The sequence below is a fragment of the Marinobacter sp. P4B1 genome (assembly GCF_001447135.1).
In the GTDB taxonomy this organism is placed as follows: domain Bacteria; phylum Pseudomonadota; class Gammaproteobacteria; order Pseudomonadales; family Oleiphilaceae; genus Marinobacter; species Marinobacter vinifirmus.
Genome location: NZ_LLXM01000010.1, coordinates 1 through 15,210 on the forward strand (window position 1 = coordinate 1; position 15,210 = coordinate 15,210).

Here is a 15,210-nt window from a genome sequence, read left to right on the forward strand (position 1 = left end):
TGAGGTGGACCCCATCAGTTGGACAGCCTGAAGGTGCAGTTAAGCTCTGATCCGGCTGTATTCCCGGCTCAAGCTGCCAGGGTCATGGGTTGTTGGTAGTACACCTCATCCGGTGTTTGGTAATCAAGGGTTTGGTGGTACCGGGTCTGATTGTAATGCCGGAAGTACCGGTGGAGCGCCTGCTTCAAGTGTCGGCCATCCTCGAAGGCAGTGAGGTAGACGCACTCGTGTTTGACGCTGCGCCAGAGCCGTTCCACAAAGATGTTGTCATGGTAGCAGCCTTTGCCGTCCATGCTGATCCGGATGCCATGCTCTTTGAGAACGCTTGTGAAGGCCTCGCTGGTGAACTGGACGCCCTGATCGGTGTTGAAGACCTCCGGTGTTCCGTGGCGCTGTAGAGCCTCCTCCAGTGCATCGACGCAGAAGTCTGTGTCCATGGTGTTGGAGACTCGCCAGGACAACACCTTGCGGCTGTACCAGTCGATGATGGCAACCAGATACATGAAGCCCCGGGCCAGCGGGATATATGAAATATCTGTTGCCCACACCTGGTTGGGGCGGTCGATTTTCAGCCCTGTGAGCAGATACGGGTACACCTTGTGCCCATCGCCCGGAATGCTGGTTCTGGGGCGCGGATACACCGCCTGAATGCCCATGGTGCGCATCAGCCGCTGCACCCGCTTCCGGTTGACCCGATAGCCCTGGTGCTGCAAGTGGACCCGCATCTTGCGAGAGCCATAGTACGGCGTTTCCAGGTGCTGTTGATCAATCAGGTACATCAGATCCAGATCCTCCTGACACTGCTCACGAGGGACGTAGTACACCGATGAGCGGCTCAGCTTGAGCAGCTCACACTGGCGCGAAAGACTGACTTGGGGATGACCACGCTCGATCATCGCCAACCGCTGTTGACGGCTTACTGATCGAGCTTGCGCGACAAAAAATCGCGTTCCACCGTCAGTCGGCCAATCTCTCGGTAAAGTTCGTCTGTGCTGGGCTCATCGGATTGCTTGCCGGCTTTCTTCTTGCCTTCGAAGAGGCCCGGGGCATTCTCCAGCAGTTCGCGCTTCCAGGTGCTGACCATGGTGGGGTGGATCTGGAAACGGGCAGCAATTTCGGATGTGGTCTGGTCGCCCTTGAGGGCAGCCAGGGCGACTTTGGACTTGAATGATGCGCTGTATTGCTTGCGTTTCTTGCTCATGATTCTCCTCCTTATGGAGATGATGAATCAGAGCTTAGGCACCTGTCCAAAATTTGGGGTCCACTTCAGACATTCCGGGTGTGGCCTGCACCGGCAGCTATGCTAAAGTAGCGCGGCTTGTAATTAATCAGGGAGATCAAGCGTGTTCGAGCTTTTGAAAGCCGGTGGCATCCTGATGGTGCCTATTGTTGCCTGTTCCATTCTGGCCCTTGCCATCGTTCTGGAGCGATTCTGGTCTTTGCGTGCTTCCCGCGTAGCGCCGCCGCAGTCGATCAATGAGCTCTGGCGCTGGATCAAGAAAAAAGAGCTTAACGGTCGCAAGCTCAAAGCCCTGCAGGGCTCCTCTCCGCTGGGCCGGGTTCTGGCCGGTGGTCTGATCAATGCCAAGCATGGCCGTGAGGTCATGAAAGAAAGCATCGAACACGAAGCCAGCCAGGTTATCCACGAGCTGGAACGGTTCCTGAACCCGCTGGGAACCATTGCTACCATTACCCCGCTGCTGGGCCTGTTGGGGACGGTTATCGGCATGATCAAAGTGTTCGCCGAGATCCAGCTGGCCGGTGTCGGTAACGCAGGCAACCTCGCAGGCGGTATTTCCGAAGCCCTGATCACCACGGCTGCAGGCCTGAGCGTTGCCATTCCGGCACTGATCTGCCATCGCTATTTTATCCGCCGCGTTGACGAGCTGGTGGTTAACATGGAACAGGAAGCCATAAAGCTGGTGGAAGTGGTTCATGGTGACCGTGAAATCGACGTGGAAGGAGCCTGAACACAGTGAAGTTCAAGCGCCAACGAAGCCAGGAAGTCGGGGTAGACCTGACGCCACTGATCGACGTGGTGTTCCTGCTGCTGATTTTCTTTATGGTATCCACCACATTCACCCGGGAAAGCCACCTGGAAGTGGAATTGCCGCAAGCCAGTGGTGATCCGGCAACGCCGTCTGAAGTGCACCAGATTGACGTGGTGATCAATGCCGAAGGCCAGTACATCCTGAATGACAGGACACTGGTGAACAACCGGCGCGAGACCCTGGAGCGGGGTGTCAGGGAACTGGCTGAGGGAGATAGCAACCTGCCGTTTATCATCACGGCAGATGCCCGTACTCCCCACGAATTTGTTGTGCGCGCCATGGATGTGGCCGGTCGCCTGGGGTTTGCGAAACTGAGCATAACCACAGAGCGGGAGGCTGACAGCCAGTGATCGATGTAAGGCCGGAACCGCTCAAAGCTCCGCCGGTTGGAAGCTGGACAACCTACAAGCGCCTGCTCACCTACGTAAAACCTTTCTGGCTGGCGTTTTCGCTGGCCGTGCTGGGCAACATTATCTACGCGGCGGCGTCTACCGGTATGGCGGCAGCCATGGAGTATGTGATCACCGCCATTGAAAACCCCACCGACCAGAACCGGATGCTCCTGACCGGCCTGATCGTTGGTGTGTTTGCCCTGCGCGGCCTGGGTACCTTCTTCAGTCAGTATTTCATCAGCTATGTGGGCCGTAATGTCATCAACGCCCTGCGTAACGATGTCTTTGACCGGCTGATGACCCTGCCATCCCGTTACTTCGACGACAACGCCGCCGGCCGGCTGGTGTCCAAGCTGACGTTCAACGTGGAGCAGGTGGCGGAAGCGGCTACCAATGCCATCACCATTACCCTGCGCGAAGGCCTGACCATTGTCGGCTTGCTGGGCTTCATGCTGTATACCAACTGGAAACTGACCCTGGTGTTCCTCACCGTGGGGCCGGTGATCGGATTCGTGGTCAGCTATGCCAGTAAACGCTTCCGCCGGATCAGCAAGCGCATTCAGGGCTCCATGGGTGATATTACCCACGTGGCCTCGGAGTCCATCACCGGTTACCGGGTGGTGCGTACCTTCGGTGGCGAAGACTACGAGCGGGAGCGTTTCCGCGATGTCAGCGAGCGCAACCTGAAGCAGAGCCTGAAAATGGCTTCCACCCAGGCCATCAGTGTGCCGGTGATCCAGGTGCTGGTGGCGATTGCCATTGCGGCCCTGGTCTGGACCATGCTGGCCCCGGAAATTCGTGGTGAAATGACCACCGGACAACTGGTTGCCTTTATTACCGCGGCAACCACCATGGCCAAGCCGATCCGCCAGGTAACTTCGGTGCACGCCAAGATCCAGAAAGGTGTGGCCGCCGCCTACGACGTGTTCGAAACCATGGACGAACAGCCGGAAGAAGACCGTGGCGGGTTCGCGCCGGAGCGGGTGGAAGGCCGTATCGAGTTTGACCAGGTATCTTTCCGCTACCGCGACCAGCTGGATAACGTACTGGAAGGCATTTCCCTGAGCATTCCGGCCGGCCAGAGCGTTGCCCTGGTCGGGCGCTCGGGCAGTGGCAAGTCCACGCTGGTGAGTTTGTTGCCCCGGTTCTACGAGTATACTGGCGGTGATATCCGCATCGACGACCATTCCCTGAAAGAATTCTCCCTGCAGGCGCTGCGTTCGCAGATTGCCCTGGTTAACCAGAACGTGGTGCTGTTCAACGACACCATTGCCGCCAACATTGCCTATGGCGCGTTGCGGGATTGCAGCCGTGAGGAGATTCGGGAAGCAGCGGCCAAGGCCCATGCCCTGGAGTTTATCGACCGCATGCCGGAAGGGCTGGATACCATGATCGGCGATAACGGTGTGATGTTGTCGGGTGGTCAGCGACAGCGGCTGGCCATTGCCCGGGCGCTGCTGAAGAACGCGCCGATCCTGATTCTGGATGAGGCCACTTCGGCGCTGGATACAGAGTCTGAGCGGCATATCCAGGAAGCGCTGGAAACGGTCATGGAAGGGCGGACAACGCTGGTGATTGCGCACCGTCTTTCCACTATCGAGAAAGCCGACCGGATCCTGGTGATGGACAAGGGCCACATTGTTGAATCCGGTAACCACGATGAACTGCTGGCGGCCGATGGCGCCTATGCCCAGCTGCACCAGATTCAGTTCAGCGAGCAGGCATGAGTACCAGCCTGGTCGATCGGCTTTGGTACGGGCGGGGCAGGCCACTGGCCCTGCTGACGCCACTGGCCTGGCTGTATCGGGCGGTGTCGGAATCCCGGCGCCGGAAGGCCTGGCAGGCCCGTAACGAATCCCTCCCGGTACCCGTGGTGGTGGTGGGTAACATCACCGCCGGCGGTACCGGCAAGTCGCCCCTGACCGCCCGGCTGGTGCAGCGCATGAAGCAGGAAGGCTGGAAACCGGTCATTCTGAGCCGGGGCTACGGCGGCAAAAGCAATCACTACCCCCTGTTAGTCAGTGAAGGCACTTCGCCGGGTGTGAGCGGTGATGAGCCCCTGATGCTGGCCCAGGCAACCGGTTGCCCGGTGGTGGTGGACCCGGAACGGTGCCGGGGCGCTGCCTGGGCACTGGAGAACGGCCTGGGTGACGTGCTGATCTGCGATGACGGACTGCAGCACTACCGGCTGCCCAGAGATATCGAGCTGGCGGTGTTCGACGCCCGGCGGGGCATCGGCAATGGTGCGATTATCCCGGTAGGCCCGTTGCGGGAGCCGGTCGAGCGCCTGGGCAGTGTCGATTTTGTCATCCTTAACGGCGCCGGATTCCCTGAAGCAGGAGAGACCCTGGACAGCTTTGCCGGCGTTGACCATCCGGATATCCATGCCATGGAGCTGGTGCCCTCCGCCCTGGTGAACCTGAATTCCGGTGAGACCGTGCCCCCGGAAAAGCTGAAAGGCAAACCGGTACGGGCGGTAGCAGGTATCGGCAACCCCGGGCGATTCTTCGACACGCTTCGTGGCCTGGGTGCCCACGTTAATGAAGTGCCATTTCCTGACCATCACCATTTCCGCCCGGAAGACCTGGCCTCCGGTGCCCTTGAGTGGCTGGTGATGACCGCCAAGGATGCGGTGAAATGCCGTGGCTTTGCGCCAGACAACGCCTGGGTGTTGACGGTAGAGGCCCGGGTATCGGAACCTTTTGAACAACGTTTTATCGAGCGGCTCAGGGAGTGTTCCGGGCAGCTGAAACCACATGATACCGAGAGATCTGACCATGGATAAAAAACTGCTGGGCCTGCTGGCCTGCCCGGTTTGCAAGGGTGAACTCAAGCTTAACGAAGCCCGCACCGAACTGATCTGTTATCAGGATGCCATGGCATTCCCGATCCGTGAGGGTATTCCGGTTATGCTGGCGGTTGAAGCACGGACCCTGAGCACCGACGAACGTCTCGACAAGCACTGATCTGCACGGGGTAGTCCATGTCTTTCACCGTTGTTATCCCGGCCCGTTACGCTTCCAGTCGACTGCCCGGCAAGCCCCTGGCGATGATAGCTGGCAAGCCGATGATCCAGCATGTGTGCGAACGCGCGGCAGAAAGCCGTGCCAGCCGCGTGGTGGTTGCCACCGATGATGCCCGCATTGAAGAAGCCTGCAGGGGGTTCGGAGCCGAGGTGGTGATGACCTCACCGAACCACGCCAGTGGCACCGATCGGCTGGAAGAAGTGGCTCGCAAACTGGGGCTCGATGCCGACCACCGGGTGGTGAATGTGCAGGGCGACGAGCCGCTGATTCCACCGGCCCTGATCAACCAGGTGGCCGAGAACCTGGAGCTGTACCCGGAAGCCGAGATCGCTACGCTGTGCGAGCGGCTTCACGATGCCCGCCAGGTGTTTAACCCGAATGTGGTGAAAGTGGTGTTCGACGCCCGAGGTATGGCCCACTATTTCAGCCGTGCCCCGATTCCCTGGGCCCGGGATTTCTGGCCGGCCAATGCCCCGGCAGTAGATGTAGACCTGCCCGACGGAGTGGGTTATTTCCGCCATATCGGCATCTATGGTTACCGCGCCAGCGTGTTGCGGCAGTTCGTCACCTGGCCGCCTGCGCCTACCGAGCAGGTTGAAGCGCTGGAACAACTGAGGGCGCTGTACAACGGTGCCCGTATCCATGTGGACATTGCCGAGCGGCCACCGGCGGCTGGCGTGGACACCGAAGAAGACCTGGCCCGGGTTCGGGCATTGCTTGAAGCGGGAGGGCGCTATGTCTGATGCAGCATCCGAAAAAGTCAGCGTTCTGTTTGTCTGCCTGGGGAACATCTGCCGCTCGCCGAGCGCAGAGGGCGTGTTCCGGCAGCTGGCCGCAGAGCAGGGCTTGCTCGAAAGCCTGCATATTGATTCCTGCGGCACCGGTAACTGGCACATCGGCAAGGCCCCGGATGCCCGCGCCACCGCCGCAGCGGAGCGTCGCGGCGTCGATATTGCGGAGCTTCGGGCGCGGCAGATCCAGGCCGAAGATCTTGACCGGTTTGACTATGTGCTGGTGATGGACCGTTCCAACCTGGCCGATGTACGGGATATCTGGAACCAGAACGGTGGCACAGAGCCCCGGCTGTTCCTGGAGTTCGGTCGATCCGGCCATGCCGAGGTGCCAGACCCCTACTACGGCGGTGAGGACGGCTTCGAGCAGGTGCTGGACCTGATCCACGAGGCCAGCGAAGGCCTGCTGGAATCCATCCGGGAGCGGCTGGCTTGAGCCGACTGCCCGAGATCCGTGAGCAGGTCAGCCTGCAAGGCCTGAACACCCTGGCAGTGCCGGCTAAGGCCCGTTATTTTGCGGACATTACCACCGCCGACGAGCTTGAAGCGGCCCTTGGCTGGGCCCGGAAAAATGGCCAGCAAACGCTGGTACTCGGTGGTGGCAGTAACCTGGTCTTCGCCGGTGACTTCGACGGTCTGGTGCTGCACATGGCGCTCCGGGGGCGTACCTGGGAGCAGGTGCGGGAAGATGACGCGGTACTGGTGCTGGCGGCCGGGGAAAACTGGCACGATGCGGTGCTGTATGCGGCCCGCTCCGGTTACCGGGGTATCGAAAACCTGGCACTGATTCCGGGAACCGCCGGGGCCGCGCCTGTCCAGAACATTGGCGCCTACGGTGTGGAGCTGTGCGACACCCTGAAAACGGTCACGGCCCTGGATCGCACGACCATGGAAGTGGTCGAGTTACCGGCAGCCGACTGCGAGTTCGCCTACCGGGATAGCCTGTTCAAGCATCAGCCCGGTCGTTACATCATTCTTGAAATCCGCCTGGCCCTGTCCCGAACCGAGCCGATGAAGCTCGGTTACCGTGACTTGCAGGAGTACCTGGGAAGCGAGGACACCGATCAACTGACGCCCCTGGCTGTGGCAGAAGCGGTGATGGCAGTTCGCCGCCGAAAACTGCCGGACCCGGCTGTGCTGCCCAATGCCGGAAGCTTCTTCAAGAATCCGGTGGTCAGCCAGGCGCAATTTGAAGACATTGTTAGCCGTTTTCCGGACGTGGTGTCCTACCCGGTTGCTGAAGGCGTCAAACTGGCGGCAGCCTGGCTGATCGACCAGGCCGGCTGGAAGGGTTACCGGAACGCAACGGTCGGCGTGCATAACCGCCAGGCCCTGGTATTGATCAATCATTCCGGGGGCAGCGGGCAGGACATCCTGGCACTGGCGCAGGAGCTGCGGGAATCGGTGCGGAACAAGTTCGGGGTGGGGCTGGAGCAGGAACCGGGTATCGTCGGTAACTGAGACTTTGTTGCAGTGTTACCTGCCTTCAGCGAGCGGCCAAGCCGGCCACCCGCCAAAGACCAGACGGGCGGGTTAGAGCCCGCCTTTGGGTGAGGCCTTCACCAGGAAGGGCAGGGCTTCTTCCAGGGCAATATCCTGTTTATCTTCATCGCGACGGCCCTTGTATTCCAGGGTACCGGCCGCCAGGCCCCGCTCGGAAACCACAAACCGGTGCGGAATGCCCATCAGTTCCATGTCCGCAAACTTCACGCCCGGGCGCTCGTTCCGGTCATCCAGCAACACATCGTAGCCAGCCTGGCGCAGTTGTTCGTAAAGCTTGTCACCGGCTTCGGCCACTACGGTGTTCTTGTGGGCGTTCAGGGTAACGATAGCCACTTCGAACGGAGCAATGGCGTCGGGCCAGATGATGCCCTTGTCATCGTGGTTCTGCTCAATGGACGCCGCTACGATGCGGGACACACCAATGCCGTAGCAGCCCATTTCCATGATCACCGCCTTGCCGTTCTCGTCCAGCACAGTTGCGTTCATAGCCTGGCTGTATTTGTTGCCCAGCTTGAAAATGTGGCCCACTTCGATACCGCGGCGGATCTCCAGGGTACCCTTGCCGTCCGGGCTCTGGTCACCTTCCACCACGTTGCGCAGGTCTTCCACCCGACCCAGGGCTACATCACGCTCCCAGTTCACGCCGGTCAGGTGATAGTCATCCTTGTTGGCACCACATACGAAGTCAGCCAGGTGGGCAGCACTGCGGTCGACGATCACCGGCACCGGCAGGTTAACCGGGCCGATGGAGCCGGGGTTGCAGCCAATGGCTTTCACGATTTCTTCATCGGTGGCCATGGTCAGCGGCTCGGCAATGCCGGCCAGGTTTTCGGCCTTGATCTCGTTCAGGGTGTGGTCGCCGCGCAGGATCAGCGCTACCAGGCCGGATTCGCCGTTCTCGTCGGCTTCGCCTTTTACCAGCAGGGTTTTCACGCTGCGCTCTGCCGGCAGGCCCAGGAACATAGACACCGCTTCAATGGTTTTCTGGCCCGGGGTGTGTACTTCCTGCATGGCTTCGCCCGGTGCCGGGCGTTCGCCCGCCGGAGCCACGGCCTCGGCTTTCTCGATGTTCGCGGCGTAGTCGCTTTCGGTGCTGAACACGATGGCATCTTCACCGGAGGAGGCCAGCACGTGGAACTCGTGGGAAGCGCTGCCGCCAATAGAACCGGAATCCGCCTGCACCGGGCGATAATCCAGGCCCAGCCGATCAAAGATGTTGCAGTAGGTCTGGTGCATCAGCTGATAGGTATCATCCAGGGACGCCGCGTTCACGTGGAACGAGTAGGCGTCTTTCATGATGAATTCCCGGGCGCGCATCACACCGAAACGCGGGCGGCGCTCGTCGCGGAACTTGGTCTGGATCTGGTAGAAGTTGGCCGGCAGTTCCTTGTAGCTCTTGAGCTCGTTACGGATCAGGTCGGTGATGACTTCTTCATGGGTCGGGCCGAAGCAGAAATCCCGGCCATGGCGGTCGTTCATGCGCAGCAGCTCGCCGCCGTACTGTTCCCAGCGGCCGGATTCCTGCCACAGTTCCGCGGGCTGAACGGCGGGCATCAGCACTTCCTGGGCGCCGCTCTTGTCCATTTCTTCACGAACAATCCGCTCTACCTTGCGCAGGGTACGCAGCCCCATGGGCAGCCAGGTGTAAAGGCCGGCGGCCAGTTTGCGGATCATGCCGGCGCGCAGCATCAGCTGGTGGCTGATGATCTCGGCATCGGCGGGGGTCTCTTTCTGGGTGGCAATCAGGTAGCGGCTTGCTCGCATGGTGTCTTCCGTTTTTTGAAATCCGGGGTTAAGACTAATTGGCAGGTCTGTTGGCCTGACTCTGCCTTTCTTTGTCGTAAAGTGGGCGTTATTGTACGGAGCCTGCTGCACAAGGTACAGATAATGACTGACGAATCTATCGACGTAACACCACGCCGAAAGCCTGTACAGGCCCGGAGCAGGGAGCGTGTAGACGCCATCTTGCGGCATGCCGCTGCGATCTTTCACGAGAACGGGGTAGACGGCACCAGCATGTCGGCCATTGCCCGGCAGTCGGACATGTCGCTCGCTTCCCTTTACCGGTATTTCCCGAACAAGGCGGCCATCGTCCACGCCATTGCCGAAGGCCATGTGGAGAAAATGGAACGTGCACTCCGGGAGAAGCTGCCGCAACTTGGCCTGGATGAGGCCATCGAAGTGCTGATCGAGCAGTTCTACACCTTTTACCGCACCGAGCCTGCCTATTCGGCCATCTGGAGTGGCGTTGAAGCCATGCCCGAGTTGCGGGACCTGGACCTGCGCGAGCTTTACAACAACGCCAGTGACCTGGATGCACGCCTGCAACAGGAATACCCCGACCTGCCGGATGACCGCCGCTGGAATGCCAGCCTGTTACTGCCGCGGGCGGCCGGGTCCATTCTGCGCCTGGCAGCGACACTGCCGGACCAGCAGGGCCGGCAACTGGTCGGTGAACTGAAAGTGATGACCCAGGCCTATGTGGCTGAGCTGACCCATCAGGAAAGGTAGCCCAGTGGCAGGGCTGTGCTGTCGATTACCCGCCGCAGAACAAAGCTGGAATGTACGCCACTGACCCCCGGGATACGGGTAATCCGGTTCAGCAGGAACTGGTGATAGTGGTCCATGTCCGGCACCACAATCTTCAGCATGTAATCGGCGCTCTGGCCGGTAATCAGGTAGCACTCCTGAACTTCCGGGTAGTCGGCAACCTGTTCCTCGAAGGCGGCAAACCGCTCCGGTGTGTGCCGGTCCATGCCGATCAGGATAATCGCCGTCAACGCCAGCCCCAGTTTTTTGTGATTCAGGATGGTTACGGTGCGAATGATGATGCCCGCTTCCTCCAGGGCCCTGACCCGGCGTAGGCAGGGCGACGGCGATAACCCCACCTTTTCGGCCAGCTGCTGGTTGGTCAGCGAACCGTCTTTCTGCAAGTGTTCGAGGATTTTCCTGTCTGTTTTGTCGATTTGTATCAGGGTCTTTTCTTTTGTGGGCATTTTATTCTTTATAACCTTTAAAGATGGCAATTATATGTCGTAAAGTTAGTGAAAGCGCCACGAAATAGCAACCAAATAGCGCCGCAGCGGCGTTAGAATGATGTCATTACACAGACCCGTGAAAGGAATTGTCAGATATGGCCTTTGATCATCGTAAATACGTTGCCTTCAAGCCGGTTGCCAAGAAAGACCGCCGCTGGCCCGACCAGGTTATCGAAAAAGCCCCCACCTGGTGTGCCGTAGACCTGCGGGATGGTAACCAGTCCCTGATCAAGCCCATGTCCGTTGCCCAGAAGCAGCGTTTGTTCGATTTGCTGGTCAAGCTTGGCTTCAAGGAAATCGAAATCGGTTTCCCGGCGGCCAGCCAGCCGGACTTCGATTTCTGCCGCAAGCTGATCGAGGAAAACCGCATTCCTGAGGATGTAAAAATCCAGGTGCTGACCCAGGCCCGCCCGGAACTGATCGAGCGCACCTATGAAGCGCTGGCAGGTGCGAAGCAGGCGATTGTGCACGTGTACAACTCCACATCTACGGTGCAGCGGGAGCAGGTGTTCGGCCTGGATCGTGACGGTATCCGCGAGATTGCCGTAAATGGCGCCACCCTGGTGAAAGAAATCGCGGCTCGCCACCCGGATACCGACTGGACCTTCCAGTATTCGCCCGAGAGCTTTACCGGCACCGAGCTGGACTTTGCTGCGGAAGTGATTAATGCCGTCACCGACGTCTGGCGTCCGGACCAGGGCCAGCCGGTCATTATCAACCTGCCGGCCACGGTGGAGATGTCCACGCCCAACGTGTTTGCCGACCAGGTAGAGTGGATTTGCGAGAACATTCGCTACCGCGAGCACATCAGCATCAGCCTGCACACCCACAACGACCGGGGTTGCGCGGTTGCAGCCGCGGAGCTGGGTGTCATGGCCGGCGCTGACCGGGTGGAAGGTACCCTGATGGGCAATGGTGAGCGCACCGGTAACATGGACCTGGTGACCATGGCCATGAACCTGTACTCCCAGGGCATCGACCCGACCCTGGATTTGTCCGGCATGGCGGAAATCACCGAGGTGGTGGAAGCCTGCACCGAGATTTCCACTCATCCGCGCCATCCGTATGCAGGTGAGCTGGTATTTACCGCCTTCTCCGGCAGTCACCAGGATGCGATTCGCAAGTGCCTGGCAAAGCGCAAGGAAGGCGACGTCTGGAACGTGGCCTACCTGCCGATCGACCCGTTCGACGTGGGCCGCCGGTACGAAGAAGTGGTGCGTATCAACAGCCAGTCCGGTAAAGGTGGCGTTGCCTATGTGCTGGAGCGGGACTATGACATTACCCTGCCGCGCTGGTTGCAGATCGAGTTCAGCAAGGTGGTGCAGCGTGAGGCCGAAACCAATGGTGGCGAGATCGATTCCCACACCATTCACCGGTTGTTCGAAGATCGCTATCTGAAGGTGTACGGTGACTGGTCATTGCGTTCGTATGACCTGCACCGGGACGAAGATGGCGTGCGCGCAGAAGTGGTTGTAGGTGGCGAGAAGGCACCGGTTACCCTGGAAGGACGCGGTCTGGGTGCGGTAGAAGCGGTATCGGACGGCCTGGCCAAGCGCTTTGGTGTAACCGTCGCCGTAGAGGCCTATGACGAGTTTGCGCTGGGTGAGGGCACCAACGCCAACGCACTGGCGTGTATTCGCCTGACGGCCAATGGCCAGCACTGCAGCGCTGCTGCCCTGGCGGAAGACACCACCTCGGCGACCCTGCAGGCCCTGTTCTCTGCTGTGGCCCAGGCCGTAGGTACGGAAATGCCGGCAGCCAAGGCGCCGGAACCGACTGAAACCGCCTGACTCAGTTGGTGATGAGCTAACCAGAACGCAAGAAGGCCGGCAAATTTGCCGGCCTTCTTGTTTTTCCGTCTGCCCGTGAGGGGCATCCGGCGGGTAACGCGCGCCCTTACAGAGGGGTTACGTTTTCCGCCTGCGGGCCTTTCGGGCCCTGGGTAACGGTAAACTGTACCTGCTGGCCTTCAGCCAGGGTACGGAAACCGTTTGAGTTGATTGCACTGTAGTGAACGAAAACGTCACTGCCGCCTTCCTGGGCGATGAAGCCAAAGCCCTTGGATTCGTTGAACCACTTCACGTGGCCGGTTTTGGTATCGGACATCGATCTTTCCTGTCTTACTGAAATTTGCCCTCACGGGACCTTCATTTTTGCACTTAGGCAGTTATGAGCTGAAACATCCGGAGCGTACTGAGGAAGGGGCAACGAAAAGCCGGGGCAGGACGTTGGAACGCATTCGCCAAATACCGCTGCAGAGGTTCACAGCAATTTTCAGTATAGACCGAGTTTGTGGGGCGTCAATTATTTTCTGAAGATTGATTTTCTTGTTTTTGGTTATAAAAAACAATGAGTTGTAATTAAAATGACATCAAGGCCTGTTCCGTCGGGAGCAGGCCTTGATGGGTTTTCTTACGGTAGGGTCCGGGGCGGATCAGCGTCCGAATTTCTCGCTGATTTCTTCCAGGATTGCCGGGTCGTCGATGGTGCTGGGTACGTTGTACTGTTCACCGTCGGCGATCTGCCGGATCACCCGCCGCAGGATTTTGCCTGACCGGGTTTTCGGTAGCCTTTCCACCACAATGGCGCGGCGGAAGCAGGCGATAGCGCCGATCTTCTCCCGCACCATTTCCACCAGTTCCTCTTCGAGCTCGTCCTGGTCGATGGTGGCGCCGTCCTTGATCAGTACCAGGCCGACCGGGATCTGGCCTTTCATATCGTCGTGGGCACCTACCACGCAGCATTCGGCGATGGCCGGGTGAGAGGCAACCACTTCTTCCATTTCGCCGGTGGACAGGCGGTGGCCCGCCACGTTGATCACGTCGTCGGTACGGCCCATCACGAACACGTAGCCGTCATCGTCAATAAAACCGCCATCGCCGGAGCTGTAGAAGCCTTCGATGGGCCGCAGGTAGCTGTTCAGGAAGCGCTCGTCGTCGCCCCATACGGTCATCAGGCAGCCCGGTGGCAGCGGTAATTTAACGGCAATCTGGCCTTGCTCGCCGGCGGGTACCGGGCGGCCTCCCATATCCACCACCTGAACGTTGAAGCCGGGGGAGGGTACCGTGGCGGAGCCGGGTTTGGTGGCCATCATTTCAATGCCCACCGGGTTGCAGCAAATGGCCCAGCCGGTTTCGGTCTGCCACCAGTGGTCCAGCACCGGCAGGCCGGTGTGTTCTTTCAGCCACTCGTAGGTGGGCGGGTCCAGTCGCTCACCGGCCAGGAAGATACGCTTGAGGGAAGACACATCGTACTTGGCCAGCTGGTCCGCTTCCGGGTCTTCCTTGCGCACGGCGCGGAAGGCAGTCGGGGCGGTGAACAGCATGTTCACCTTGTGTTCTTCAACCACGCGCCAGAAAGCGCCGGCATCCGGGGTGCGTACCGGCTTGCCCTCATAGAGGATGGTGGTACAGCCGGTGAACAGCGGCGCGTAGATAATATAGCTGTGGCCAACCACCCAACCGACGTCCGAGGCGGCCCAGAACACATCTCCGGGCTTGGCGTCGTAGACCAGTTCCATACTGTATTTCAGGGCGACGGCGTGGCCGCCGTTATCCCTTACCACGCCCTTGGGCTTGCCGGTGGTGCCGGAGGTGTATAGCACGTACAGCGGATCATTGGCTTTAACCGGTACCGGGTCTGCGGGGCTGGCTGCGGCAGAAATGGTGTTCCAGTCAAAGTCCCGGCCGTCCTGCATGTCTGCCTTTGCCTGCGGGCGTTGGTAGACCACGCAGAATTCCGGCTTGTGGCTGGATTGCTCGATGGCTTTATCCACCAGCGGCTTGTATTCGATCACCTTGGTGATTTCGATGCCGCAGGAGGCCGTCAGCAAGGCCTTGGGCTTGGCGTCTTCAATCCGTACTGCCAGTTCGTGGGCGGCAAAACCGCCGAACACCACAGAGTGGATGGCACCAAGGCGGGCGCAGGCCAGCATGGCAATGGCAGCCTGGGGGATCATCGGCATGTAGATGATTACCCGGTCGCCTTTTTCGATACCGCGATCACGCAGTGCGCCGGCAAAGCTGGCCACTTCGTCACGCAGTTCGTTGTAGGTGAATGTCTGGCGGGTATCGGTAACGGGGGAATCGTAAATCAGGGCGGTCTGGTCGCCGCGGCCGGCGCGGATGTTGGCGTCCAGCGCTACGTCACTGGTATTGAGTACACCATCGGGAAACCATTCGCCGTGGCCGTTATCCTTGGCCTGCCAGATGGTCCTGGGTGGCTCGATCCAGTCGATGTTTTGCGCCTGGTCGCGCCAGAAGTCGTCCCGCTGATCAATCGACCGACGGAATTCGGCGTTGTAGCTCATGTGCTCCACCTCAGTTGTATCGTTTTTTGTTTTAGGGTTGATGGCTACAACTGTAGGGGCTTTGAAAAAGGGGGCTACTAGACCATAGGCGTAGTTTTGA

At 59.6% G+C, this 15,210-nt stretch carries 15 protein-coding genes; 10 read left to right on the forward strand and 5 right to left on the reverse strand.

Annotated features, from left to right (window positions below):
• Window positions 1–68: 68 nt before the first annotated feature.
• Window positions 69–1,201, reverse strand: a protein-coding gene (locus AQ621_RS06120; protein WP_413772290.1) for an IS3 family transposase whose coding sequence is annotated in 2 segments (ribosomal slippage) — window positions 69–919 and window positions 919–1,201 — 1,134 coding nt in all. Because the reading frame shifts where the segments join, the coding sequence is not laid out codon by codon here.
• Between the two features lie 142 nt (window positions 1,202–1,343).
• Here AQ621_RS06120 and AQ621_RS06130 point away from each other — a divergent pair.
• The 8 genes from AQ621_RS06130 to murB are packed head-to-tail and all read left to right on the forward strand — an operon-like array spanning window position 1,344 to window position 7,721.
• A complete protein-coding gene (locus tag AQ621_RS06130) occupies window positions 1,344–1,970 on the forward strand; it encodes a MotA/TolQ/ExbB proton channel family protein (protein ID WP_022989133.1) in 627 nt (208 codons plus the stop codon).
• Window positions 1,971–1,975: 5 nt separating this feature from the next.
• Entirely contained in the window at window positions 1,976–2,401 is a 426-nt protein-coding gene (locus AQ621_RS06135; RefSeq protein ID WP_058340703.1) for an ExbD/TolR family protein, read from the forward strand.
• Window positions 2,398–4,170, forward strand: a complete 1,773-nt coding sequence (msbA, locus tag AQ621_RS06140) for a lipid A export permease/ATP-binding protein MsbA (RefSeq protein WP_058340704.1) — start codon at window positions 2,398–2,400, stop codon at window positions 4,168–4,170. The genes AQ621_RS06135 and msbA overlap by 4 nt, the downstream gene beginning before the upstream one ends.
• Window positions 4,167–5,228: a tetraacyldisaccharide 4'-kinase gene (gene lpxK / locus AQ621_RS06145; RefSeq protein ID WP_058340705.1), complete on the forward strand. Its 1,062-nt coding sequence runs from the start codon at window positions 4,167–4,169 to the stop codon at window positions 5,226–5,228. Before msbA ends, lpxK begins: the two co-directional genes overlap by 4 nt.
• Window positions 5,221–5,409: a Trm112 family protein gene (locus AQ621_RS06150; protein WP_022989129.1), complete on the forward strand. Its 189-nt coding sequence runs from the start codon at window positions 5,221–5,223 to the stop codon at window positions 5,407–5,409. Before lpxK ends, AQ621_RS06150 begins: the two co-directional genes overlap by 8 nt.
• 17 nt (window positions 5,410–5,426) lie before the next feature.
• Complete coding sequence (kdsB, locus tag AQ621_RS06155) at window positions 5,427–6,212, forward strand: 3-deoxy-manno-octulosonate cytidylyltransferase (RefSeq protein WP_022989128.1); 786 nt, start codon at window positions 5,427–5,429, stop codon at window positions 6,210–6,212.
• A complete protein-coding gene (locus AQ621_RS06160) occupies window positions 6,205–6,696 on the forward strand; it encodes a low molecular weight protein-tyrosine-phosphatase (protein ID WP_058340706.1) in 492 nt (163 codons plus the stop codon). The genes kdsB and AQ621_RS06160 overlap by 8 nt, the downstream gene beginning before the upstream one ends.
• On the forward strand, window positions 6,693–7,721 hold the full coding sequence (murB, locus tag AQ621_RS06165; protein WP_058340707.1) for a UDP-N-acetylmuramate dehydrogenase: 1,029 nt from the start codon (window positions 6,693–6,695) through the stop codon (window positions 7,719–7,721). The genes AQ621_RS06160 and murB overlap by 4 nt, the downstream gene beginning before the upstream one ends.
• Before the next feature lie 72 nt (window positions 7,722–7,793).
• Here the strand turns inward: murB and AQ621_RS06170 are convergent, their stop codons facing one another.
• Window positions 7,794–9,527 (reverse strand): proline--tRNA ligase, encoded by a 1,734-nt coding sequence (locus tag AQ621_RS06170; RefSeq protein WP_058340708.1) that lies wholly within the window; start codon window positions 9,525–9,527, stop codon window positions 7,794–7,796.
• 123 nt (window positions 9,528–9,650) lie between these two features.
• On the opposite strand from AQ621_RS06170, the gene AQ621_RS06175 reads away from it, so the two are divergent.
• Complete coding sequence (locus AQ621_RS06175) at window positions 9,651–10,274, forward strand: TetR/AcrR family transcriptional regulator (protein WP_058340709.1); 624 nt, start codon at window positions 9,651–9,653, stop codon at window positions 10,272–10,274.
• Here the strand turns inward: AQ621_RS06175 and AQ621_RS06180 are convergent.
• On the reverse strand, window positions 10,262–10,759 hold the full coding sequence (locus AQ621_RS06180) for an Lrp/AsnC family transcriptional regulator (RefSeq protein WP_058340710.1): 498 nt from the start codon (window positions 10,757–10,759) through the stop codon (window positions 10,262–10,264). The genes AQ621_RS06175 and AQ621_RS06180 overlap by 13 nt on opposite strands.
• Window positions 10,760–10,896: 137 nt before the next feature.
• On the opposite strand from AQ621_RS06180, the gene leuA reads away from it, so the two are divergent.
• A complete protein-coding gene (leuA, locus tag AQ621_RS06185; RefSeq protein WP_058340711.1) occupies window positions 10,897–12,591 on the forward strand; it encodes a 2-isopropylmalate synthase in 1,695 nt (564 codons plus the stop codon).
• Between the two features lie 106 nt (window positions 12,592–12,697).
• On the opposite strand, the gene AQ621_RS06190 is transcribed toward leuA, so the two are convergent.
• Window positions 12,698–12,907, reverse strand: coding sequence for a cold-shock protein (locus AQ621_RS06190; protein ID WP_022989121.1), 210 nt, complete (start codon window positions 12,905–12,907; stop codon window positions 12,698–12,700).
• Between the two features lie 328 nt (window positions 12,908–13,235).
• The gene (locus AQ621_RS06195; RefSeq protein ID WP_058340712.1) at window positions 13,236–15,110 is read right to left on the reverse strand and encodes a propionyl-CoA synthetase; all 1,875 of its coding nucleotides are present in this window, start codon (window positions 15,108–15,110) and stop codon (window positions 13,236–13,238) included.
• Window positions 15,111–15,210 lie beyond the last annotated feature (100 nt).

Coding starts and splice junctions, on each gene's coding strand:
- AQ621_RS06150 (WP_022989129.1), top strand. CDS start 5,221: ATGGATAAAAAACTGCTGGGCCTGCTGGCCTGCCCGGTTTGCAAGGGT.
- AQ621_RS06180 (WP_058340710.1), bottom strand. CDS start 10,759: ATGCCCACAAAAGAAAAGACCCTGATACAAATCGACAAAACAGACAGG.
- AQ621_RS06195 (WP_058340712.1), bottom strand. CDS start 15,110: ATGAGCTACAACGCCGAATTCCGTCGGTCGATTGATCAGCGGGACGAC.
- leuA (WP_058340711.1), top strand. CDS start 10,897: ATGGCCTTTGATCATCGTAAATACGTTGCCTTCAAGCCGGTTGCCAAG.
- kdsB (WP_022989128.1), top strand. CDS start 5,427: ATGTCTTTCACCGTTGTTATCCCGGCCCGTTACGCTTCCAGTCGACTG.
- AQ621_RS06175 (WP_058340709.1), top strand. CDS start 9,651: ATGACTGACGAATCTATCGACGTAACACCACGCCGAAAGCCTGTACAG.
- AQ621_RS06190 (WP_022989121.1), bottom strand. CDS start 12,907: ATGTCCGATACCAAAACCGGCCACGTGAAGTGGTTCAACGAATCCAAG.
- AQ621_RS06160 (WP_058340706.1), top strand. CDS start 6,205: ATGTCTGATGCAGCATCCGAAAAAGTCAGCGTTCTGTTTGTCTGCCTG.
- lpxK (WP_058340705.1), top strand. CDS start 4,167: ATGAGTACCAGCCTGGTCGATCGGCTTTGGTACGGGCGGGGCAGGCCA.
- AQ621_RS06170 (WP_058340708.1), bottom strand. CDS start 9,527: ATGCGAGCAAGCCGCTACCTGATTGCCACCCAGAAAGAGACCCCCGCC.